This is a genomic window from Vagococcus sp. AM17-17, from assembly GCF_003471765.1.
GTDB classification, from domain to species: domain Bacteria; phylum Bacillota; class Bacilli; order Lactobacillales; family Vagococcaceae; genus Vagococcus; species Vagococcus teuberi.
The window spans coordinates 1-21,401 of record NZ_QRJY01000005.1 but is presented as its reverse complement, the minus strand read 5'-3'; the positions used below and the strand labels follow the sequence as shown (position 1 = coordinate 21,401).

The 21,401-nt window shown below is 33.5% G+C and carries 23 protein-coding genes and 1 pseudogene; 8 read left to right on the top strand and 16 right to left on the bottom strand.

Translation table 11 applies throughout. The annotated features are described in order from the left end of the window. Positions 1-598 precede the first annotated feature (598 nt). The 7 genes from DW196_RS07660 to DW196_RS07630 all read left to right on the top strand — a co-directional run bounded on the left by DW196_RS07660 (position 599) and on the right by DW196_RS07630 (position 6,736). On the top strand, positions 599-1,195 hold the full coding sequence (locus DW196_RS07660) for a TetR/AcrR family transcriptional regulator (RefSeq protein ID WP_071456125.1): 597 nt from the start codon (positions 599-601) through the stop codon (positions 1,193-1,195). A gap of 13 nt (positions 1,196-1,208) precedes the next feature. After that, positions 1,209-1,613 (top strand): DUF2871 domain-containing protein, encoded by a 405-nt coding sequence (locus DW196_RS07655; protein ID WP_071456124.1) that lies wholly within the window; start codon positions 1,209-1,211, stop codon positions 1,611-1,613. Positions 1,614-1,675: 62 nt separating this feature from the next. After that, complete coding sequence (locus tag DW196_RS07650; RefSeq protein ID WP_118250846.1) at positions 1,676-2,743, top strand: ABC transporter permease; 1,068 nt, start codon at positions 1,676-1,678, stop codon at positions 2,741-2,743. Between the two features lie 5 nt (positions 2,744-2,748). After that, complete coding sequence (locus DW196_RS07645; protein WP_071456122.1) at positions 2,749-3,429, top strand: ABC transporter ATP-binding protein; 681 nt, start codon at positions 2,749-2,751, stop codon at positions 3,427-3,429. 139 nt (positions 3,430-3,568) lie between these two features. Then, complete coding sequence (locus DW196_RS07640; protein ID WP_118250845.1) at positions 3,569-4,522, top strand: glycosyltransferase family 2 protein; 954 nt, start codon at positions 3,569-3,571, stop codon at positions 4,520-4,522. A gap of 2 nt (positions 4,523-4,524) precedes the next feature. Next, positions 4,525-6,303, top strand: a complete 1,779-nt coding sequence (locus DW196_RS07635; RefSeq protein ID WP_118250844.1) for a hypothetical protein — start codon at positions 4,525-4,527, stop codon at positions 6,301-6,303. After that, entirely contained in the window at positions 6,296-6,736 is a 441-nt protein-coding gene (locus DW196_RS07630) for a GtrA family protein (protein WP_118250843.1), read from the top strand. Before DW196_RS07635 ends, DW196_RS07630 begins: the two co-directional genes overlap by 8 nt. Positions 6,737-6,761: 25 nt before the next feature. On the opposite strand, the gene DW196_RS07625 is transcribed toward DW196_RS07630, so the two are convergent. From DW196_RS07625 to DW196_RS07565, 13 genes are all read right to left on the bottom strand, one after another. After that, positions 6,762-7,628, bottom strand: a complete 867-nt coding sequence (locus DW196_RS07625) for a MurR/RpiR family transcriptional regulator (protein WP_071456118.1) — start codon at positions 7,626-7,628, stop codon at positions 6,762-6,764. A 31-nt stretch (positions 7,629-7,659) separates the two neighbouring features. Further along, on the bottom strand, positions 7,660-8,778 hold the full coding sequence (gene anmK / locus DW196_RS07620; protein WP_118250842.1) for an anhydro-N-acetylmuramic acid kinase AnmK: 1,119 nt from the start codon (positions 8,776-8,778) through the stop codon (positions 7,660-7,662). Next, positions 8,763-9,686 carry a BadF/BadG/BcrA/BcrD ATPase family protein gene (locus DW196_RS07615; RefSeq protein WP_118250841.1) on the bottom strand — a complete coding sequence of 308 codons (924 nt, stop codon included), beginning with the start codon at positions 9,684-9,686 and terminating at the stop codon, positions 8,763-8,765. The genes anmK and DW196_RS07615 overlap by 16 nt, the downstream gene beginning before the upstream one ends. A 79-nt stretch (positions 9,687-9,765) precedes the next feature. Next, positions 9,766-10,080: a PTS lactose/cellobiose transporter subunit IIA gene (locus tag DW196_RS07610; RefSeq protein ID WP_118250840.1), complete on the bottom strand. Its 315-nt coding sequence runs from the start codon at positions 10,078-10,080 to the stop codon at positions 9,766-9,768. Next, on the bottom strand, positions 10,080-10,811 hold the full coding sequence (locus DW196_RS07605; protein WP_118250839.1) for an alpha/beta hydrolase family protein: 732 nt from the start codon (positions 10,809-10,811) through the stop codon (positions 10,080-10,082). The genes DW196_RS07610 and DW196_RS07605 overlap by 1 nt, the downstream gene beginning before the upstream one ends. Continuing rightward, positions 10,808-11,902 carry a DUF871 domain-containing protein gene (locus DW196_RS07600; RefSeq protein WP_118250838.1) on the bottom strand — a complete coding sequence of 365 codons (1,095 nt, stop codon included), beginning with the start codon at positions 11,900-11,902 and terminating at the stop codon, positions 10,808-10,810. Before DW196_RS07600 ends, DW196_RS07605 begins: the two co-directional genes overlap by 4 nt. Positions 11,903-11,916: 14 nt before the next feature. After that, positions 11,917-12,213 (bottom strand): hypothetical protein, encoded by a 297-nt coding sequence (locus DW196_RS07595; protein WP_071456112.1) that lies wholly within the window; start codon positions 12,211-12,213, stop codon positions 11,917-11,919. Positions 12,214-12,279: 66 nt separating this feature from the next. Continuing rightward, positions 12,280-13,578 carry a PTS sugar transporter subunit IIC gene (locus DW196_RS07590; RefSeq protein ID WP_118250837.1) on the bottom strand — a complete coding sequence of 433 codons (1,299 nt, stop codon included), beginning with the start codon at positions 13,576-13,578 and terminating at the stop codon, positions 12,280-12,282. Positions 13,579-13,599: 21 nt separating this feature from the next. Then, a complete protein-coding gene (locus DW196_RS07585) occupies positions 13,600-13,905 on the bottom strand; it encodes a PTS sugar transporter subunit IIB (RefSeq protein WP_071456110.1) in 306 nt (101 codons plus the stop codon). Positions 13,906-14,098: 193 nt separating this feature from the next. After that, a complete protein-coding gene (locus DW196_RS07580; RefSeq protein ID WP_118250836.1) occupies positions 14,099-15,058 on the bottom strand; it encodes a siderophore ABC transporter substrate-binding protein in 960 nt (319 codons plus the stop codon). Between the two features lie 18 nt (positions 15,059-15,076). Further along, positions 15,077-15,835: an ABC transporter ATP-binding protein gene (locus DW196_RS07575; protein ID WP_118250835.1), complete on the bottom strand. Its 759-nt coding sequence runs from the start codon at positions 15,833-15,835 to the stop codon at positions 15,077-15,079. Continuing rightward, complete coding sequence (locus tag DW196_RS07570; protein ID WP_118250834.1) at positions 15,832-16,788, bottom strand: iron chelate uptake ABC transporter family permease subunit; 957 nt, start codon at positions 16,786-16,788, stop codon at positions 15,832-15,834. Before DW196_RS07570 ends, DW196_RS07575 begins: the two co-directional genes overlap by 4 nt. Further along, positions 16,785-17,732 (bottom strand): ABC transporter permease, encoded by a 948-nt coding sequence (locus tag DW196_RS07565; protein WP_118250833.1) that lies wholly within the window; start codon positions 17,730-17,732, stop codon positions 16,785-16,787. Before DW196_RS07565 ends, DW196_RS07570 begins: the two co-directional genes overlap by 4 nt. A gap of 143 nt (positions 17,733-17,875) precedes the next feature. On the opposite strand from DW196_RS07565, the gene DW196_RS07560 reads away from it, so the two are divergent. Beyond that, positions 17,876-18,340 carry a DUF1694 domain-containing protein gene (locus tag DW196_RS07560; protein WP_118250832.1) on the top strand — a complete coding sequence of 155 codons (465 nt, stop codon included), beginning with the start codon at positions 17,876-17,878 and terminating at the stop codon, positions 18,338-18,340. 32 nt (positions 18,341-18,372) lie between these two features. Here the strand turns inward: DW196_RS07560 and DW196_RS07555 are convergent, their stop codons facing one another. The 3 genes and pseudogenes from DW196_RS07555 to DW196_RS07545 form a co-directional block, all read right to left on the bottom strand. After that, complete coding sequence (locus tag DW196_RS07555; protein ID WP_118250831.1) at positions 18,373-19,749, bottom strand: aldehyde dehydrogenase; 1,377 nt, start codon at positions 19,747-19,749, stop codon at positions 18,373-18,375. A gap of 98 nt (positions 19,750-19,847) precedes the next feature. Beyond that, the gene (locus tag DW196_RS07550) at positions 19,848-20,690 is read right to left on the bottom strand and encodes a Cof-type HAD-IIB family hydrolase (protein WP_071456103.1); all 843 of its coding nucleotides are present in this window, start codon (positions 20,688-20,690) and stop codon (positions 19,848-19,850) included. A gap of 82 nt (positions 20,691-20,772) precedes the next feature. Next, a pseudogene (locus DW196_RS07545) lies at positions 20,773-21,018 on the bottom strand (family 1 glycosylhydrolase); the annotation flags it as partial. Positions 21,019-21,401: the final 383 nt, after the last annotated feature.

Here is a 21,401-nt window from a genome sequence, read left to right as displayed (position 1 = left end):
CTCATGAGTAGTAACAGTACCATCCATTTGTGTAATGGTAATACGTGCACAAACAAAGAGGGTTTTAAAGACAACATCAAAAATAGATTGAATGATCCTCTTCGATAATGATGTCCTTTGATCGGAGGATGAAATATTTAACTTAATGATTATGGTAGCAAGTGGCACACAAGTATACGTCAGTAATCAAACAAGTAACATAGAAAAAAACTGTGAAAGAATTACGAGCATTTAATTGGTACAATGTAGATAGAAAAGCTTAGCAAGTCGATAACGGTCACTATTATATATTATTTCGTTCTTCTTCGAGAAATATCAAACTAAGCGAAGCCATTCATTTGACATTTGGTACTGACATTTTCGTTCAATGGCAATGATGGGGATTACTGATGAAAAAATTAATGAGTTTCTGAAATTAATTAAGTAAAACTATTAAATATTGATAAATAAAGACTTTCAAAAAAAAGCAAGAGACCATTTTCACCCTCTTTTTGAAAGTTTTTTTAATTTATTTTCATTTTCTGAGCAACAGAAGTGACAACTTGTAACTTTTTGTGATATGATTTTTTTAAGTTAAAAAATGAAAGGAGGATATTGTATGCCAAAGGATACATTCCTGAATCTACCTGTCCCCAAAAAAGAAAAAATAGATATGATTTTGCTTGATACATTTTATAACCAATCTGTCAGCCAAGTAAAGGTGTCACATATCGTCGAGCAGATGGAAATGTCTAGAGGAGCATTTTATAAATACTTTGTTGATTTGAAAGATGCTTACGATTACATTGTTAAACAGCAATCTATTCTAATTCATCAAGATATTATTGATTACATTAATCAGCATAAAAGTAATTTTTTCCACGGAATTGAACAATACCTTGTTTTTTGTTCCCATCTAAAAACGGATAGTGCTTATTGGAAAGGACTATTACTTCTAACTCGAGCTGATTATCAACGAACAATGAAGCGTTTAAATCTAGATGACTCTTCACACATGCTAATGGAATGGATCAAGTTATTGGAAAACAACGAATTCACAATCCATGAAACTCAAGAAGCTGTCAGTTTCCTTTACTTTATTATGGAAATTGTCATGAATTCCTTAACTGATTTCATTATCAATAATTGGACACCAGAGGAGTTAATATTGGATTATCACTATAAAATAAAATGGATTACTAAAGGAATTAAATAGGGGGAGTATTTTCATGCAAAAACTAGCAAGAGCAAGTTTAAGTTATATGATTATTGGATTAATTAGTGGCGTTTATTTCCGTGAAATGACAAAATTCAATGATTTTGAAGGTTGGACACAGTTAAGTGTTATCCATACACATACACTTATTTTAGGAATGTTTTTCTTCTTAATCGTTCTACTACTGGAAAAAAGTTTCAATTTAACTAAGCACAAGAATTTCAAAAAGTTTTATGTCATTTATAACATTGGGTTAGGTATAACGTTGTTGATGATGTTAACACATGGAACAATGACTATCTTAGGTATTGAAAGTTCCGCAGCAATTAGTGGAATCGCTGGTTTGGGACATATTATTTTAACAGTTGGATTGGGTTTCTTTTTTCAAGTGTTATTGCAATCAGTAAAAAATAGTTAATTATTTTTATCACTATCAAGTGACATAATGTTACTTGGTAATCAGAAATGGAGGAAAAATTTATGTTTTTAGCCTTAAAGGAAATGGGTTATTCAAAATTACGATATAGTTTAATTGTTGGTATTATGTTTCTAATTGGATTAGTAGTATTTTTATTATCTGGTCTAGCAGATGGATTGTCACAAGAATTTAGGCAAGTAGTAGATGATTGGGACGCAAAAGAAATTGTCCTATCAGATGATGCCAATAATATTTTAGCTGCATCACAATTAAAAATAGAAGATGAAAAAGATATTTCATCAAATGACAAAGCACCACTGTCACTTTATAGTGGTGCTATCGGTAAAAAAGGCGATAAAGTAAATATCAGCTTGTTTGGGACAGATAAAGATGCTTTCTTTTTACCTGAAATAACAAGTGGTACTACATTAAAAAATGACAACGAGGTCATTATTTCGCAAAATCTTGCAGATAAAGGATTTAAAATAGATGATACAATAAAAGTTGGAAGTAACGATTTGAAAGTTAAAGTCGTTGGGATCTTCCCTTCTACGTCTTATGTTGCGACTCCCGTAATGTACTCAACTGTCAAAACCGCAACTGAAATCAAATTCGGTGAAGATATGGTAAAAAATACAGATAACTATCCAATCAATGCTATATTAAGCAATGATAAAGATACAACATTATCCAGTGATTCATTAACTAAACTATCAACTGATGAATTTATTGATAACTTACCTGGATATACTGAGCAAAGTTTAACGCTTGATTCTATGATTTATGTCTTGTTTGTTATTGCATCAGCTGTTATCGGTATCTTCATGTATGTTATCACACTACAAAAAACTGCTATTTTTGGTGTCATGAAAGTTCAAGGCATTAATTCTTGGTTTATTTCTAAATCAATATTAGCTCAATCATTTTTAGTGGGTGTATTTGGAGTAATACTCTCTGGTGTTGCTACTTATTTCTTAAGCTTAGTATTACCTGACGCGATGCCATTTGCTATTAACATTACACAATGGTGTATCTATGGTGCCATTCTTGTCGTTGTATCAACAATCGGTGGCTTATTCTCAATCGTCACTGTAAATAAAGTTGACCCTATTAACGCAATTGGAGGTTAGGAAAAATGAAAACTATTTTAAATATGTCTCATATCACTAAAAAATTTGGTAAAGGTCATAATGAAGTGACAGCCTTAAATGACTTAAATTTTGAAGTTAAAGAAGGGGAATTTATCAGCGTCATTGGTCCTTCTGGTTCTGGAAAAAGTACTTTCTTAACGATAGCAGGTGGTTTACAAAGTACAACAACAGGTAATATTACTATTAATGATATTGATTTTACAGCTTTACCTGAAAAAAAACGTGCTAAATTACGTTTTGAAGAAATAGGTTTTATTCTACAAAGCTCAAACCTCATTCCTTTCTTAACTATAGAGGATCAATTTACTTTAGTTGGCAAAGTAAAAAAAGAAAAAGTTAATAAAGAAAAACTAGACGACTTACTTAAATCTCTTGATATTGATCACTTAAGAAAAAGTTACCCAAGTGATTTATCCGGTGGTGAACGCCAACGTGTGGCGATTGCTCGCTCTTTATACAATAATCCTAGTCTTATTTTAGCAGATGAACCTACTGCTAGTTTAGATACGGAACATGCTTATAACGTCGTGAAACTACTTGTCAAAGAAGCTCACGACAAGAAAAAAGCAACAGTTATGGTAACCCATGACATTCGTATGATTAAATGGAGTGACCGAGTATTTCAAATGGAAGATGGAACACTTAAAGAAGTACATGACTTTTAATTATAATACCTTAGTCTTATAATAGACTAGGGTATTTTTTGTGTAACTTATTATATAGACTATCTTTTCATACTCATTTCATTTAAAATATATTTATTGCACTTTTAGATAATTATCTACTAATAAAAAGGAGTACATTATGACTAAAAAAATGCTTTCCATTGTGGTCCCTTGTTACAACGAACAAGACACAATCAATCCCTATATTACTCGTATGATGGATATAGAAAAATTATTACCAAATTTAACGTTTGAATACTGGTTTGTCAACGACGGATCAAAAGATAATACATTAGAGGTTTTAAAAAAAGAGACAGCTTCATCTAATAAATACAACTACCTTTCTTTTTCCCGAAACTTTGGAAAAGAATCTGCTCTTTATGCCGGCCTTGAACATACTAGAGGAGATTATATCACTGTCATGGATGTTGATTTGCAAGACCCTCCAGAGCTTTTACCTAAAATGGTTGAACTAATAGAACAAGGAGAACATGACTGCATTGGTACTAGACGTGTTACACGTGCTGGGGAACCTAAAATCAGATCATTTTTCGCAAAACAATTTTATAAAATTATCAATAAAATATCTGATGTTGAAATTGTTGACGGCGCAAGAGATTACCGACTTATGTCTCGTCAAATGGTCGATGCGATACTAGAACTTAAAGAATACAACCGATTTTCAAAAGGAATATTTAGCTGGGTTGGATTTGATACTCATTACTTAGAATTTGAAAATATTGAACGTGTTGAAGGTGAAACATCTTGGTCTTTTTGGGACTTATTACAATACTCTATTGATGGCATCATCTCATTTTCAGAGTTTCCACTAAAACTCTCAACTATTCTTGGATTTATTTCATTTATCGCGTCCATTATCGCTTTGATTTTTATTGTAATACGTGCTCTTATTTTCGGGGATCCAACATCAGGATGGCCATCTCTTGTTTGCATTATACTAGCACTAGGCGGTCTACAACTTCTCTGTTTAGGAGTTGTGGGACAATATTTAGGTAAAACATTCCTTGAAACGAAAAGAAGACCTATTTACATCGTCAAAGATCAAAAGATTTCACCTTTAGAGGAGGATTAGTTGTGCTACGTGCTAAACGTGTTATAAAAAAAAGACTTCCTTTTATAACCATTACCTTAGTAGCTTTATTTATTTTATTACCGCAAATCAATACGCGGTTTATCCCTGTTGGATCTGATATATCATTTCATTATAATCGATTCTATGATTTAGCTGAACAAATCAAATCAGGAAACTATAACTACTATATGGCTTTATATGGCTTTAATAGTAGTGGCAGAATTATCAATGCCCTATATGGGTATGATATCGCCTTCTTGAATGGTTTAATATTATTTTTTACACAGTCATGGTTAAAATTCCAACTCGTCTCATCATTCACGTGCCTTATCATAGCCGGTAGCGGTATGTATGGTCTCATGAGAACACTAGATTGTACAAAAACATTAGCCACGATAGGCGCAGCGATTTACATGGCAAGTGCCCCAGTGATGTATTATGTTCGGGCTTTAGGTTTTTCTAGTTGGGGTGCGGCATTTTTACCATTTATTTTTATTCAAGCCATCCGCTCAGTAAAAAATAGAGATAAACCGATTAACTTTGTCTTTTTAGCCTTATCTATGAGTTTACTAGTTAATGCTCATACACTCAGTGCTGTATTAGCAACTTTAGCGATTATTCCTTTTTTCCTTGTCAGTTTCATTCAATCAGACAGAAAACTTAATTGGATAAAAGATATGATATTAGCTATTTTATTATTTGTCTTCTTATCACTAAATACATTAACGGCTTATTTGGAAGTCTTTTTATCAAATAATATTTTACAACCCTTTATTCCAAAATCATTTGTGACTAATGCTACTTATATCTCTATAACAGAAATGTATGGCAATCGAAATATTGGTATCTTTTTTGGGGCTATATTTATTTTCCAACTCATTTATTTTATTCGTAATATTAAACAGACGTCTTTACTAGAGAGATTAATGACCATTGTTGGTGGAACATTCTTGCTCTTATCAACATCATTATTTCCATGGGATAATATAGTAGCAACACTACCTTTTCTATCTATTATCCAGTTTCCATTTCGTTTTTCTGTAATTTCATATGTGCTACTAATTCCTATGTTTTTAAAAACAATCACAGCATTTGAGAGAAATCTTTCTAGTAAACAATCAAAAATCATGTCGACTTTCCTACTTATCCTAGTCGGCTTCATATTAGTCGAAGCTAACAGCAACATGGTCAAAAATGCGCAACGTTGGCAAGATGATCCTGTCGCTATGGGGAACAATCGATCTAATCTGATTGAAACAGAGCCCGATAATATTAGAAATAACCTTAGATCGCCTGACTTAACGAAAGTATTTGACACAATAGAAAAGGGAACACCAGATTACCTTCCTATATCAAAAAATACAACTAGCCAAGAGCTATATAGTGAAATAGAGCCATATGAAGTTTATGAAAAAGAAATATTTGATAATCAAAAAAACGTTACAACGACTGTACTAGATAATGGAACGATTCAATTAGTTTGGGACAATAAAAAGAATTCATCAAAGAAAAAACAGTTACCACTCATCGTCTATGAACATAGTGTGATTGAGTTGAATAGCAAGATACTTGATAAATCAGAGTACGACACATCTGATATTGGTAGTTTAATCATCCAACCAAAAAATGGTAAAAATACCATCATATTATCTTACAAACCAGTTGTTAATATGACTTATGTGCTAATAATTAAATTGATTGCAACCATGCTGACGATTGGTTATTGTTTCATCAAAGCTTATTCTAAACTGTTTATTAGAAAAGAGAGAGTCTATGAATAAATTCAAACATTTTTTTACTAAAACATTAGGACTATCTGACACACTATTTGAGTTATTTATGTATGTCGTGATGGGCGTTATGACAACAATTATTAATATTGTTGTATTCTATCTCATTGAAGGGGTCCTACAACTTAATTATATTTTCGCAAACGTCGTTGCATGGATTTTTTCAGTGCTATTTGCCTATATATCCAATAAGAAGTATGTTTTCGCTCATGAAGACAATCAAGAGACCATCAACGTAAAAGAAATGATGTCCTTCTTTTCGTTCCGCTTATTATCTTTAGGCATTGATACTGTCGTTTTATTTGTCTTAGTCAAGTGGTTAAATCAACAACCAATGATTGCTAAAATTATCAGTAATGTGGTTGTCTTAATCGCTAACTATGTATTTAGTAAATTTATTATCTTTAAAAAACCATCCAATTAAGTCCTTAGACCCAATTGGATGGTTTTTATTTTTTACTAGTACGACGTTTGTATTCATCTACTAACGTTCTAGATTCTCTAATATTTTCCATGTTTTCATCGTATTCTTTTAAAACATATACATGGAACAATAAATCAATCAAAATAAATTGAGACATCAATGAACTCGTAGCAGCACTTCTTAATTCTGCTTCTTTTGATTTCACCGTTTGAATAGATAAATCAACTTGCTTGCTCAATGTATTCATCCCAAATTGCGAAATACCAATTGTTTTGATGCCATGTTCTCTTGCGATATGATTAATTTCTAGTACTTCTGATGTTTCCCCCGAATTTGAAATACCAATAAAAATAGAACCAGGTACAGCTGAAGTTAGACTGGCTATAAGCAAGTGAACATCTGCAATACAGATACAAACTTTCCCAATTCGATTCCACTTTTGAGCGATATTTTCTGCGACAAGGTAAGATGAGCCTATCCCGTAAACATAGACAAATGGCGCTGAAGAAATCATCTGTACCGCATCATCTAACACATCTTCACTAACTAATTGAATCGTTTCTTGCATAGATTGATAAGCATTGCCTAAAAGTTTTGCTTTCACATCCGATATTTTCTCATTTGGTAATATGTCTGAATACTCTTTGGGAACATCCCACTGTCTTTCAGCTGATAATGCTATTTTTAATTCTGGAAAACTCGGAATATTTATTGATTTACAAAAACGAATGACTGAAGCTGGACTAGTTTGTGACTCTTTTGCTAACTCACTTGCAGTCATTTTCATCACATCTTCCGGTCTTTCTAATACCAAATTGGCTATTTTTTGTTCCGAATGTGTTAAATCATTATAAAGACTCTCCACCCTTTGATGAATATGTTTACTTTTCATATTTACCCTTCCCTTTTAACTTATTTACCTATCATGTTATTTTCCCCAAAATAACTTCTTTAGTCGCACCAGTAGCACTTGGCACGTTACTTGTTTTTCCTAGAAGCGTTCGATGTCCCAACACAACCATGGCAACTGCTTCTTTTGCCTCTGATGATTGGCCTAAATCTTCTTGTGTTTTAACTGATACAAAAGACGGCACTTCTTCATGAATCATCGAAAGTAACGTTGGATTATAACTTCCACCCCCACCAATGATTAAGTCAGTATCGTCTACGAAAAACGAGTCCAATGATAACGCAATCGCTTTTGCAGTAAATTTTGTTGCTGTTGCAATCCAATCATTAGCTGATAATTCATAAGTATCAAGCAGTGCGTTGACATAGTGCTGTCCAAAATCTTCTCTACCTGTTGTCCGTGGCATAGGGCGACTAAAAAAAGAATGTAACATCATATGTTCTAAAACTGTTTCTGACACATGACCTTGCTTAGCATATTGGCCATTATCATCATACTCTTCCTGATAAAAATGGCGCACTAATTCATCAATTATCATATTGCCTGGCCCTGTATCAAAAGCTGTTACCTCCTGTATTGTAGCATTTTTCGGAATAATTGTGGCGTTTGAAATACCGCCAATATTTTGTAAAATTCGCTGTTTTTCTCTGTCGTTGTACAAAATAAATTCTGAGTAAGGAACAATCGGTGCCCCTTGTCCGCCAACAGCCATGTCCCGGTATCTAAAATCAGATACCACTTTAACTCCAGTCACCTCAGTAATCACACTTGACTCCCCTACTTGCAAGGTGGATGCGACTAAATTATCTTCTGAAATAGGTTGATGGTATAAAGTTTGCCCGTGAGACGCAACAAAGTCTATTTTTTTCCCTAATCTTTGATGTTTTTCTATCATTTTTTTAGCTGCTTCACCAAAAAAATAACCTAACTCGATATTTAAGCTGCAAATTAAGGAAACATTTGATTGATTTATATCAATAGCATCTGTGACTTTTTTCTTTAACTCATCAGAAAAAGGTATGGTAAAAAAATCCTCTAACTCATAACTAGACATACATTCATCATATTTAACTAGCGCTACATCTACACCATCAAGTGATGTGCCTGACATCAATCCTATTGCATATCCCACGGTAACCCCTCCAACTCTCGCATTTTATAATAATAATAAGCTCCTTTAGCACAGGATGACTGTTTATGACAATAAGTCACATTTATTTCACTGGCTTCTAAATAGTTATGAAAACTAGAAAAAACTTGCGCATTTTTTTCTATGACACTTCCATTTAATCCAATTTCTAATGATTCTTTAGATAACTTACTCTTTCTGAGCATTTGTTCTACTGCTATTCCTAATTGTATACCTGCTTGTTTCAATAAAAGAGTGGCTTCTTGATTTCCTTCTTCGTTCATCTGTGCAACAATGGTTGTCAGTGAAGCAATATCTGTTTTAGACAACGTGTAAAGGTATTTAGTTAAAGAAAACACACCTTTTACATCAAAAAATTTAAATATAGCAAGCGTTAAATCACTTGGCTGAAAACTATTATCTTCGTCACTCAACGCTAATTTTATTGCTTGTTTAGCTATCCAATAAGCACTACCTTCATCACCAAATAAATGCCCCCATCCACCAACTCTGTACCATTTATGTTGATGTAAACCTAACACCACAGAGCCAGTTCCAGCAGTCACACAAATGCCATCTCTTCCTTTTAATATAGAAAAATGAGCTAATTGTCCGTCATTAAAAATATAAATAGTTGGATGTATTATCATCAAATCATTGGATACTTTTTCTTTTAGCCCACCTGCATCAACTCCTGCAATACCTAGAACAATCCCCTTACAATGACTTTCTTCAAGTAACTCAAAAATAGATACTATGCTTGACGTGATGTGGCTCATACCTAAATCATAATCCACTACCAGATTACCAAAACCAGAAATCGCACTTGCTACTTCCTCACCTGTTTTTACATTATAAGCAAAAGCTTCTGTTTTTGTTCCACCGCAATCTAAACCAATGATATACTCCATTATTTCACCTAATTTCTACTCACATTTTATTTATGAAAAAACAAACGATTGTCGTGTTGGACGAATCGTTTGCCTCTTACTATTTCCCTCGTAACTCGTTAATTTCTTTTTGCATGATAATCATTTGTTCAATCAATGTCTGTTCTGACATAGTAGTCATCAATTGGTCTTGTGCGTGAATCATTAGTAAGCTAATTTCTACACTTTCTCCTCGAACATCCTTTTGAACTAATTCCGTTTGAGTATTATGCGCTAGCACCATTTCGTCTTTAGATTGTTTCAACAGCTCGTCTACTTTTTCGTATTCTCCCTTGCGGCATGCTTCAAGTGCTTCATAAGCAAAACCTCTAGCATTTCCACCGTGTACAATAATATTAAAAATTTGTTCTTCCATTAGTTGTTCCTTCTTTCAATTAATTGATTAAATTCGTTTATAATTTGACTTAACTGTCCATCCCAATAATCCCAATTATGTTCTCCTTCAGACACATAAAAAGAATAGTTAGGTAAAAAACTGCCTATTTTATTAGAGAAATCCAAGCTATCCTCAATCATAAAATCATCTTTCCCACAACAGTGAATGAGATGCGTTTCTAATTCAAGATGATGTAAATCTGATTGGACTAGATTAGGCCATGCCTCTTTTTGAAAAACAGTTCCCAATTCTTTTTTAGTTTGAGGAATGTGGTTGACTAATGTATCCATTACTAATAGTGGAGATAACATCGCTGATCCTCTATATCTATCAGGATATTTCTCTAATAATTTGAGTACGCCGTATCCACCCATTGATATACCAATGATAAACTCATTTTTAATATTAAAGGGATGAATTCGTTGCATCATAATAGGAAATTCCTGACTCACAAAAGTTAAGACATCACCAAACGCATCAGAGTTAGCATAATAGGAATTCCCCACATCCACAGAAAAAGCGATGAAAGACGTTCCTTGAATAAACCGTTCGATTGTTGTCTGATTTAAAAAACTTTTAGCATTACCACCTCGCCCATGAAGCAAATAAATGACCGAAAACTCTTTTCCTAATTCATTAGGAAAAAAACCACAATAAGTCACATTTTTGGCTAGTACAGTTGAGTAACTATCTCCTACTACTATACTCATTGTGAGACTTCGTTAAACCCAAATTTTTGCCAAGGTTGAATGTATGATAACAATACTCTATCATTTGGTGTAATATAGCCTACAACATTTGATTTACCTGAATTTTCCATTGGTAATAGAGCAATTTGCAGTTCACCTGCATAATGAGCATATAAAGATGTTTCAATAATAATATCGCCCTCAGCCATATCTTCTGTATTAAATGGTTTAAAGTCATGTCCTTTATATTTCACACGACTTTGTGTCGAACGAATCACATAATCAGACACATCTCCACGATTAAAATGAAACTCTTCTAAAATTATTTTTCTCTCTAACGCAGGTGTGTCTTCTCTTATCACACAATCTAATGTTAATTTATAAGGATTAATCTCACTTAATGCTTTCAATTCTTCCTTTGAGGCAAAAGCATTGGCGATAATCACATCATCAATCAAATCCGTTGCCCAAAGATGTTTTGTTTGTGTCGTAATTGGCCATTCCCGATGCATTTCTAACGTACATAATCCCTCTTCCACGGGCCATGGACCTGTTTTTGCTGTTGGTGAATTAACAAATGCAGCTGTTCTAATGCCATTTTCTTTATAAACCTTTGTTGTTTCAATAAAATGATCATAGCTCAGTCCTGTATAACGATGCGGATAAAAATTATGACACCCTAAGAGTTTATTATCATTGGCTTGATAACTTAGAATATTTTCTAAATAACGTGTTCCTGAACTAATGTTTAACTCAATATCTAGATTTTGAGGATTAAATGTCATGATTGATTCTTCATTCCCTGTAAATCCCATATCTAAACGAATCCCATCAGCACCAATCTCTTTAAAAAATTCTAAATTATCATAACTAATACCCAACTCACCAAATACTTTAGGACTAACATCAGCCACTACTTTCATGCCTAGTGACTTAGCAAAAAAAATGGTCTCAGAAAAATCACTCACGATTTTTTCCTTTTCTTCTGGATTCACTGATAACAAACAAGTGAATACACGTTTAAAACCATATTTTGCTGCTAATTTCATATACTCTTTAATGTCTTCAACCGATTGATGATTCGGGTAAACCGAAATACCTAATGTTCTCATAAATATGCTCCTATCTATTTCTTTTTAGTAGAGGGTGGTTTCACCATTCCTCTATGTTGGCCTCTTTCGACCATCAAACGAGATGTTTCAAAAAACATAATGGCAAATAATCCACACAATCCATATAAAATATTCAACACAAAGGGTGGAATATTAGAAAATATCATTAAAGGAATCAAGATAATAAAAAATGAAATAAATCCTGAAATCCATCGATTCGGTAATTTATTTTTCTTATCTAACCATCTAGTGATTCCAACACAAGCTAATACATAAGCTATAACGAATACAATATAAATCATTTTTATCATCTTTTTCTCTCCCTTAATACCAAAAGCTGACTAGATGAACTAATCAGCTTTTAACTATCAAACCTTTTAACCTTCTGTCGCCATCTCTTCTTGTTCTTGTTTAATTAAAGTATTGTCATATGCTTTAACAAATGGATAATATAATGCTAGAGCAATTAAAATATTAATTACTACCAATACAACCGCACGCCAGTCATTTCCTGTTGATAAAAATGCCCCAATTGGTGCGGGTAGTGTCCATGTTACATTCAATACAAAACCATTTACTAATCCAAATTTCACAGCAAAATAGCTAATTGTTGTTGTAATGAGTGGGATACAAATGAATGGTAATGCTAAAACTGGGTTCATAATTAACGGAACACCAAAAATAAGTGGCTCATTAATATTGAAAATCCCTGGGATAAACGAGAATTTCCCAACTTCTTTTAAATACGTTGATTTTGTAGCAAACATTAATAATAAACAAAGTGATAATGTCGCTCCTGCCCCACCAATCGTCACTGTCCATTGATAAAATTGTTCTGGTGCAATATATGGTAGTTTTGTTGCTGAGACGCCAGCAGATAATGCTTGTGCATTAGCATCTAACATTAATAACCACATTGGTCTAACAATTGACCCAATCACACTCATACCATGTACACCCGCTGCCCATAATACGTGAATTAAGAACATCGGTAATAAAACACCTAATAAATTATTTCCTAAAACTTCTGTAATAGGAGAGAAAATACCTAATAATAGCTCATTAATATCCAATCCTAAAAGAACGCGTAAAATCCATGTTGTTGTGATAATAACAGCACCTGGTATCAATGCTTCAAAACTTCGTGATACAGATTCGGGTACTTGTTCTGGCATTTTAATCATTAAATTCTTTTCTTTAAATAATCTCAGCACTTCCACAGCAAAAATCATCGCAAGAATTGCTGAGAACATTCCAGCTCCACCAAGGTACCCCATTGGCATAACCCAACCGATTCCTTGACCTTCAGGAAGTAGTTGATCGACATTTAATGGTACCGTTAACATTAAGAATGTCGCTAAAGAAAGGACACCACCACTAATACCATCCAACTTGTATGATTTCGCTAAACTATACCCCATACCATACGCTGCATAGATACTCATAAGTCCCATTGTAATACGGAAAGGCACAACAATTTGTGCTGAATATGGCGCAATCGCTGCTGCCCATGATGGCACCGGCGGATTTGCAATAACTAAAAAGAAACTACCAATAAGAATTAACGATAATGTTGAAATAACTCCATCTCTAATAGCTTTCAAATGCCTTTGTTCAGCTAATTTTGCCATTGGAGGCATAAATTTTGTTTCTACCCAATTTAAAAATTTCTCCATTGTCTTCTCCTTGTACTCAACCTATTTATGTTTTTTTATTTGTTCTAATGTTTTTGGTGCACCAATTGGTGTGTAACCTGTAGGAGCAACTAATTCAATTGGAATATTTTTTTCTTTTGCCAACTCTTCATAACGACTAAATTGATGTTTTACTTGAGGTGCAACTAATAGTAACTCATAATCTCCTTGATTTAATGTTTCTTCTACTTCACCTGAACCCACTGCAATCATATCTAAGTCAAATCCTTGTTTCTCTGCTTCTTTAAGAATTGCTTTAACCACTATTGCACTTGACATTCCACCTGAACATACCATTACTACTTTCATACTTATTGCCTCCTATAATGTTGTCTATTGTTTTCGTAAAACAATTCGACTATATTTTAGTTAACTCAACTTCGTTACTTTGAAATCAAATTACATTTTTATTATACAGTTATCGAAATAAAATTTCAATAGATTATAAATGTTATTTTTATGAATAAAAAAAAGAGGGCTTTATGCCCCCTATACATACTGACTATTTATAAGCTGATTCGACATCTTCCATCATCATTTGCGTAGCTTTAATCCCTCCACCTGCTAAGTACCATACATCAGGTGTTAAACTAATTACTTTTCCTTCTTTACCAGCTGTTGTTTCTTTTACTAAAGCATTATCTGCTACATTATTTTTACTGTCATCTCCACCAATTGCTTTGGTACGGTCAACAACAAATAAAATATCAGGATTTTTCTCTAATACATACTCATAAGATACTTCTTGCCCATGTGGTGATGGTTCAATTGCTTCATCTGCAGGTATTACACCAAATCCTTCATAGATGATACCAAAACGTGATTCTGGACCAAATACTGATAATGATCCTTCATTCACTAAGCTCATCAATCCTTTTTTACCACTGTCTTTGGTAGTTTTTTCTAATGCTTCACGTTTTGTTGTCAGTTCATCGACTTTTTCTTTTGCCACATCTTCTTTATCAAAAACTGTTCCCAATGTTTCAATATTTTCTACTGTCGATTCCCACGCTTTTTTGTTATCTACTGATAAGTAAAGCGTTGGTGCAATGTTTTCTAACTCTTTTTTCATGTCTTCTTGACGACCTGATATGATGATTAAATCAGGTTGCATCGCATTAATTTTTTCCATATCTGGCTCTTTAATTCCACCAGCTGATTCTAAATTTTTAAAGCTAGATAAATAACTTGGTAATGTTTTTGTTGGTGCACCAACAACTTTATCTGCTTCACCTAATTCTTTAATCGTATCAAGAGCTCCCATATCAAATACCACGACTTTTTTAGGATGTGATTTTAACTCTACAGTCTCTCCATTACTATCAGTTACCTTCACTGCTTCTTGTGGCTCACTTGATGATTTTTCTGTGTCTTTTGTCGCACTTGATGAGCCACATGCCCCCAACATCATAACTCCTGCAACAACTAAACTTGCTAGACTCCATTTTTTTACTCGTTTCATCTATCTCTCTCCTTTTTACTATTCATTAAAATATAAACAAAATCGCTTTCCTTCTAATTCGCATACGCGCATGTTCATGTCATACAACTCGTCTAGTACCTCTTTGGTAATAATGTCATCGGTAGGTCCTGCTTTAAATATCTCGCCAGATTTCATCGCGACGATATTATCAGCGTAGCTTGCTGCAAAATTTATATCATGTAAGACAATCACGACTGTTTTTTTTGCCTCATCCACCAAACGACGAATAGTTTTCATCAACAGAACCGCATGATTCATATCTAAATTATTTAGCGGCTCATCCAAAAAGATATATTCTGTATCTTGTGCTAGTACCATCGCAATATATGCTCGTTGTAATTGTCCGCCTGACAATGTATCAATGGTTTCTTCTGCCAAATCATCTAAACCTAGATAAGCAAGAGACTCATTAATCTTTTCTTGATCACGTTTTGTTAACCGTCCCTTACTATGTGGAAACCGACCGAATGCGACTAATTCCCTTACAGTTAGACGTAATTGAACCCCATTGGCTTGCTTTAAAATTGATAATTTTTTAGCAAGTTCATGTTGGTTCCAAGCTTTCACCTCCTGCCCTTCTAAATAAATTCCCCCTTGATCTTTATCTAACAAACGACTCATCATACCAAGAAGCGTGCTTTTACCGGCACCATTTGGCCCAATAAATGCAGTAAGTGTGTGCGGAACCACATCATAATCCACCGTATCGACAACTTTTTTGCTTCCATACTGTTTAACTACTTTTTCGATGTTCATTGAAGTGTTTTCCCCCTTTCAGAGAGTAATTTCCAAATAAAGTACACACCACCACTAAATTCAATCACGACACTTAATGTCGTATTCATGTGGAATATATGTTCCACTAAAAATTGACCTAATACTAGCATCAAAATACTTAATAAAGCACTAGAAACAAATAAATAACGATGCTTATACACAGGTAATATTTGATACGTTATGTTGGCTACAATAAATCCTAAAAACGTAATCGGACCAATTAGCGCCGTCGAGAGTGCCACGCTTAAACTGATTAAAAATAAAATGAACCAACGAAATCGTTGTACATTAATTCCTAAGTTAATCGCCTGACATGTTCCTAAATGAAACACATCCAGTGTCGGTGACACAATCCAGAATAATAAAATAATCCCTATCACAATTGGTATAACCATATAAAGAAGGGATACATCCACATTTGAAAAACTCGCAAATAGTTTTCCTTGTAACTTATCGTATTCATTTGGATCCATCAGAACTTGTAAAAAAGTACTAACACTTCTAAAAAATGTTCCGAGAACCATCCCTATCATCAATAATAAAAATAAATCTTGTGACTCTTTTCTAAGTAAAAAACCAAATAATATCACACTAAATATCACCATTAACCCAACGTTTAAACCAAACATCATCATGGGATGAGTGGGTGTTTGACCAAAATAAAAGAATAACGTGGTCTGAACTAAAACGTAAAGTGAATCAAATCCTAAAATACTTGGTGTTAAAAAATGACTTTGAGTAATAGTCTGAAAGCTAATTGTTGAAAAGCTTGTTAACAAACCCACAATTACAAACGCTAATAGTTTTTTCCCTCTAAGCGTCAAAGCAAATTGCCAATTGCCATAAGTTTGATATGTCATGAATAATCCAATGCTGATTAATACGAGCAATATTAACGTTACTAATCTAAAATAAATTTGTTTATTTTTCATTTCTTTGCCCCCTTAACAAGTAAAATGACAAAGATAAAACTTCCTAAAGCTCCTACGATTAAACTAACTGGTAACTCATATGGCGGATAAATCACACGAGATAAAATATCGGCTATGACTAAAAAAATACTACCTGCGACAGCCGTCATCCAAAGCGTATCTTTCATATGATCACCTAACATCAACGACACAACATTTGGAATAATCACACCAAGAAATGGTAGTCCACCAATCGTGACTAACACCACACTACTAGCAACTGAAATTAGTAATAGACCGATTAAATGAACAATTTTATAATTCATCCCAACAGAAATAGAAAATTCCTCTCCCATTCCTACTATTGTAAATTGATAAGCGTATAGGTAACAAATTATCAATACAGGTACCGTCACATAAATCAGCTCGTAATTTCCTTTTGAAATAGTGGAAAAACTTCCCTGTAACCAAGAAGTCATGTTTTGAATCAATTGATATTGATAAGCAAAAAATGTGACAATCGACCCCACAATATTCCCAAACATCACCCCTACAAGAGGCACCATCAATTGATTTTTACCTGGTAACACACGTATCAACTGAATAAATAATACTGTACCTAAAAAAGCAAAGATAAAGGCAACTAACGATTTTACTAGAATAGTGCCACTTGGAAAAAACAGCATAGCCACAAGCATACCAAGCCTTGCACTATCCATTGTTCCAGCCGTTGTCGGTGAAACAAATTTATTTTGTGTCAGATGTTGCATGATGAGTCCTGACACACTAATTGTTGCACCTGCAATAACTAAACTAATCGTTCTTGGTACTCTTGTTGTCCACAGCACAAGAGATTGTGTCTCATTAAGCTGAAAGATATCTTGAATAGGAATGCTTTGAACGCCAATAAATAAAGATAAAATAGTTAATAATACTAAGCTTATTATCGGGATACTCTTTTTCATCAAAACTCTCCTAATTGATAATGATTTTCATTTAAAGTTAATTTTATCCAAGTTTTACTCTTATTGCAACGTTTTTTCACAAATTTTTTCTAATGAATTATATGTTATACTTAAAATGATTGAGCTATAAAGGAGTGGTCAACATGGCGAAAGATATTCAAGACTATCTAGACAAAGGGATGTACGGCACCCCTCAACTAAAGCCTGACGAACAAAAAAAATATCTCGGAACATTTAGAGAACGCGTTGTATTTATTTTGTTCTTATCCGAATTAAGTTTGAATTCGTTTGAGGAGTTTGCAGTCAATCAATTCAAACAATATCCAGGTGGAACTTTACTTGTTAATGCATTAGTGAAACCAACGATTCAGAAAAAATTGATTCATCTAACTCAAGAGAACGAAGTGTTGCTAAAATTAGTCGATACTGAACATACGACACTAGCTGATGATTCTATCGCAGTTGTTTATTCTCTTAATCACGCTATTAATAAAGAGGAGATTGAGATGCCTTTTAAAAAAAGAACACCTAGTACTTCTACTGCTAAAAATACCAACCAAACTCATTCAAGTGGAGGATTTTTTAGTAGCTTATTCTCAAAAAAATAGTACCCTAAATCGAAAAAATTTAGGGTACTATTTTATTTTAATACGCGTTTAATCCATTTAAGATGTTTATCTGTATATGGTGGATAAATAAACGGTGTATCTAGTTTAGTTGAGGCTAATACTGCTCGTTTATGAGAAAAAGTATCAAAACTATATTTTCCATGATAATTTCCAATACCTGATGTTCCGACTCCTCCAAAAGGCAAGTGGCTCGAGACTAAATGAAAAATAGTATTATTGATGCTAACTCCACCTGAAGACGTTTGGTTTAATATCGTTTCTTGTTCTTTCTTATCACGACTAAAAATATAGAGAGCGAGTGGTTTTGGTCGCTCATTAATATGATGTATCACATCATCTAATGACTGATAAGATATAATTGGCAACAAAGGACCAAATAGTTCATCTTTCATCAATGGTGATTCCCAACTGGCATCATATAATGTTGGGGCAACATAACAAGAAGAAACATCGTATTCTCCACCACTAATTAATTCTGATGCTGATTCATTCATTAAATGAACCAATCGCTTAGTGTGACGCTCATTCACAATACGTGAAAAACTGGGACTTTTTTTAATATCTTTCCCATAAAAACGATACAACGTTTTTTGACATTCTTCTATAAATTCTTTTTTTACTGCTTCTTCTATGACAACGTAATCTGGAGCGACACATGTTTGACCGGCATTCATCATCTTGCCATATATCACGCGTCTAGCTGCTAAAGATATATCTGCTTGAGATGTAATAATTGTGGGACTTTTTCCTCCAAGTTCCAGCGTGACTGGTGTTAAGTGTTCTGATGCTGCTTTCATCACACTTTTTCCAACAGTTGTACTCCCTGTAAAGAAAATATAATCAAACGGCTGTTCTAGTAATTCCATCGTGGTTTCTTTCTCTCCTAAAAAAATATTCACATAAGATGAAGGAAACAAATGATGAATCATTTTTTCTATCACTTTCGAAAAAGTTGGTACCAGTTCAGATGGTTTTAAAATAGCTGTATTACCTGCAGCTATTGCCCCAACTAGTGGTTCAATTAATAATTGAAATGGGTAATTGAATGGTCCAATAATCAATATGACACCATATGGTTCACTGACAACACGACTTTTAGAGGGTTGTAAAAATAATGGTGTTCGTTTTTTTTCATCCTTCATCCATTTACGCAGTGATTTTTGTGTCATGCGAATACTATTTAGAACAAAACCAATTTCTGTCGCATATGTTTCTAATGGGTGTTTTCCTAAGTCTATTCTTAACGCATCGATAATTTCTTGTTCGTATGATATAATTCCTAATCTCAGCTTTTCAAGTTGTTCTAAACGAAAGGTTAACGTCTTTGTTTGTTGGGAATAAAAGAACTCACGTTGCTTTTTATATGCTGATGGAATTGTGCCTGTCATGAAATATCGTCTCCTTGCTTTCAATAGTTGTTACTCATAGTGTAGCAAATAAAAAAGAAAAAAACTGTTTTTCGTTTTTTTCTTTAAAAGTTATTTAATTAAACCCAACCATTTCTCTTTAAGCTCTTCGCAATGCCATCATCATCAGCACTATCTGTTATTTCAGAAGCGATTTTTTTCAAATTATCTGTGGCATTGTCCATTGCAATACTGTAATCAACCGCCTCAAACATGACTATATCATTATCTCCATCACCAAATGCGATGGTTTGTTCTTTAGTCATGCCAAGTTTATTTAACACATACTCGATAGCTAGCTTTTTATCGACACCTTTCACCGCAATTTCTCCGCTTTCAGGTCCAAATAATTCAACCGTTGAATGATACATGTAACACTCATCACCGAATTTATCCGCAACGTCAGAAAATGATACGGTGTTATTGATAAAGGAGATTTTATTGACATTAGTATAGTCTACTTCATCATTTTTATGTTCTTCTAATACTGCTTCAAACCAACTGACTTTTTCTGCTAATCCATCATAATCCTGATTTGTCTTCTCAGCAATCGTTTTTATTTCTTCTCGAATTTTACGAACACAATTATCACTGCCATACAAACCGTCATTTGTTTCTAAGTAATAACCAATGTCATGCTCTTTAAAGTATGACAGAACTTCTCTGACAATCCTTTCATCCATTGTTTGATGTTTGACCACTTCATCATTAATCACAATGTAGCCGCCACCAGCACCAATAATGCCATCAAATCCGACTTCTAAAATACTATCCAAAATTTCTGGTTTAGAACGACCTGTACAAATATATGTTAAATTCCCTTTATCTCTAAATGCTTGTATACTCTCTTTACTTGACGGTAAGACTTGTCCGCTACTATCACACAATGTGCCATCAATATCAAAAAAAGCTATTTTCTTCATATTTATCTCCCCTTATTTAATCTCTTGTGAAAAAATCAAGTCTAGATAAATTATCTAGACTTGTTTCATTTATTATACCATCTTATAAGTTTTCACCATTAGATTCAATGACTTCTTTATACCAGTAGAATGAATCCTTACGATATCTTTCTAAACTCCCATTTCCTTCATCGTCTTGATCAACGTAGATAAAGCCATAACGTTTACTCATTTGTGATGTTCCACAACTGATTAAATCAATACATCCCCAAGTTGTATAACCCATCAAATCAACACCATCTTTAATGGCTTCTTTCATTTGTTCAACGTGTTGACGAATATAATCAATATCGGTAGAATTTAAATCACCTCATTTAAGGAACAAAAAAACACCAAATCAAAGTAGTCCTTCTACAATGGATTTGGTGGTGCCTGATCGTATCAGTTACACTCCGTCTATTATATAAATAAACTATAACACCATTAGAAAGCGGTGTCAACTATAAAAGATAAAAAAATCTAGGCTTGAATCTAGATTTTTTTAATAGAGGCTGTACACTAAATCGTGTTGATAGATTAAATTCTATCAATGCGATTTTTTGTTTTAGGCATAGAAAAAGGGGCATTCTTATTGGTAAAATTAAGTCGACTATAACTAACATTACAAAGGAGAACACCCCTATGGATAATAATACAAGAAAACTACTCAATTTAACAGATGATTCTCTTATT

Excerpts from the sequence above, each read along its gene's own strand:
- DW196_RS07660 (WP_071456125.1), top strand. The coding sequence starts at position 599 with ATGCCAAAGGATACATTCCTGAATCTACCTGTCCCCAAAAAAGAAAAA.
- DW196_RS07655 (WP_071456124.1), top strand. The coding sequence starts at position 1,209 with ATGCAAAAACTAGCAAGAGCAAGTTTAAGTTATATGATTATTGGATTA.
- DW196_RS07650 (WP_118250846.1), top strand. The coding sequence starts at position 1,676 with ATGTTTTTAGCCTTAAAGGAAATGGGTTATTCAAAATTACGATATAGT.
- DW196_RS07645 (WP_071456122.1), top strand. The coding sequence starts at position 2,749 with ATGAAAACTATTTTAAATATGTCTCATATCACTAAAAAATTTGGTAAA.
- DW196_RS07640 (WP_118250845.1), top strand. The coding sequence starts at position 3,569 with ATGACTAAAAAAATGCTTTCCATTGTGGTCCCTTGTTACAACGAACAA.
- DW196_RS07630 (WP_118250843.1), top strand. The coding sequence starts at position 6,296 with ATGAATAAATTCAAACATTTTTTTACTAAAACATTAGGACTATCTGAC.
- DW196_RS07625 (WP_071456118.1), bottom strand. The coding sequence starts at position 7,628 with ATGAAAAGTAAACATATTCATCAAAGGGTGGAGAGTCTTTATAATGAT.
- DW196_RS07615 (WP_118250841.1), bottom strand. The coding sequence starts at position 9,686 with ATGGAGTATATCATTGGTTTAGATTGCGGTGGAACAAAAACAGAAGCT.
- DW196_RS07610 (WP_118250840.1), bottom strand. The coding sequence starts at position 10,080 with ATGGAAGAACAAATTTTTAATATTATTGTACACGGTGGAAATGCTAGA.
- DW196_RS07605 (WP_118250839.1), bottom strand. The coding sequence starts at position 10,811 with ATGAGTATAGTAGTAGGAGATAGTTACTCAACTGTACTAGCCAAAAAT.
- DW196_RS07600 (WP_118250838.1), bottom strand. The coding sequence starts at position 11,902 with ATGAGAACATTAGGTATTTCGGTTTACCCGAATCATCAATCGGTTGAA.
- DW196_RS07595 (WP_071456112.1), bottom strand. The coding sequence starts at position 12,213 with ATGATAAAAATGATTTATATTGTATTCGTTATAGCTTATGTATTAGCT.
- DW196_RS07590 (WP_118250837.1), bottom strand. The coding sequence starts at position 13,578 with ATGGAGAAATTTTTAAATTGGGTAGAAACAAAATTTATGCCTCCAATG.
- DW196_RS07585 (WP_071456110.1), bottom strand. The coding sequence starts at position 13,905 with ATGAAAGTAGTAATGGTATGTTCAGGTGGAATGTCAAGTGCAATAGTG.
- DW196_RS07580 (WP_118250836.1), bottom strand. The coding sequence starts at position 15,058 with ATGAAACGAGTAAAAAAATGGAGTCTAGCAAGTTTAGTTGTTGCAGGA.
- DW196_RS07575 (WP_118250835.1), bottom strand. The coding sequence starts at position 15,835 with ATGAACATCGAAAAAGTAGTTAAACAGTATGGAAGCAAAAAAGTTGTC.
- DW196_RS07570 (WP_118250834.1), bottom strand. The coding sequence starts at position 16,788 with ATGAAAAATAAACAAATTTATTTTAGATTAGTAACGTTAATATTGCTC.
- DW196_RS07565 (WP_118250833.1), bottom strand. The coding sequence starts at position 17,732 with ATGAAAAAGAGTATCCCGATAATAAGCTTAGTATTATTAACTATTTTA.
- DW196_RS07560 (WP_118250832.1), top strand. The coding sequence starts at position 17,876 with ATGGCGAAAGATATTCAAGACTATCTAGACAAAGGGATGTACGGCACC.
- DW196_RS07555 (WP_118250831.1), bottom strand. The coding sequence starts at position 19,749 with ATGACAGGCACAATTCCATCAGCATATAAAAAGCAACGTGAGTTCTTT.
- DW196_RS07550 (WP_071456103.1), bottom strand. The coding sequence starts at position 20,690 with ATGAAGAAAATAGCTTTTTTTGATATTGATGGCACATTGTGTGATAGT.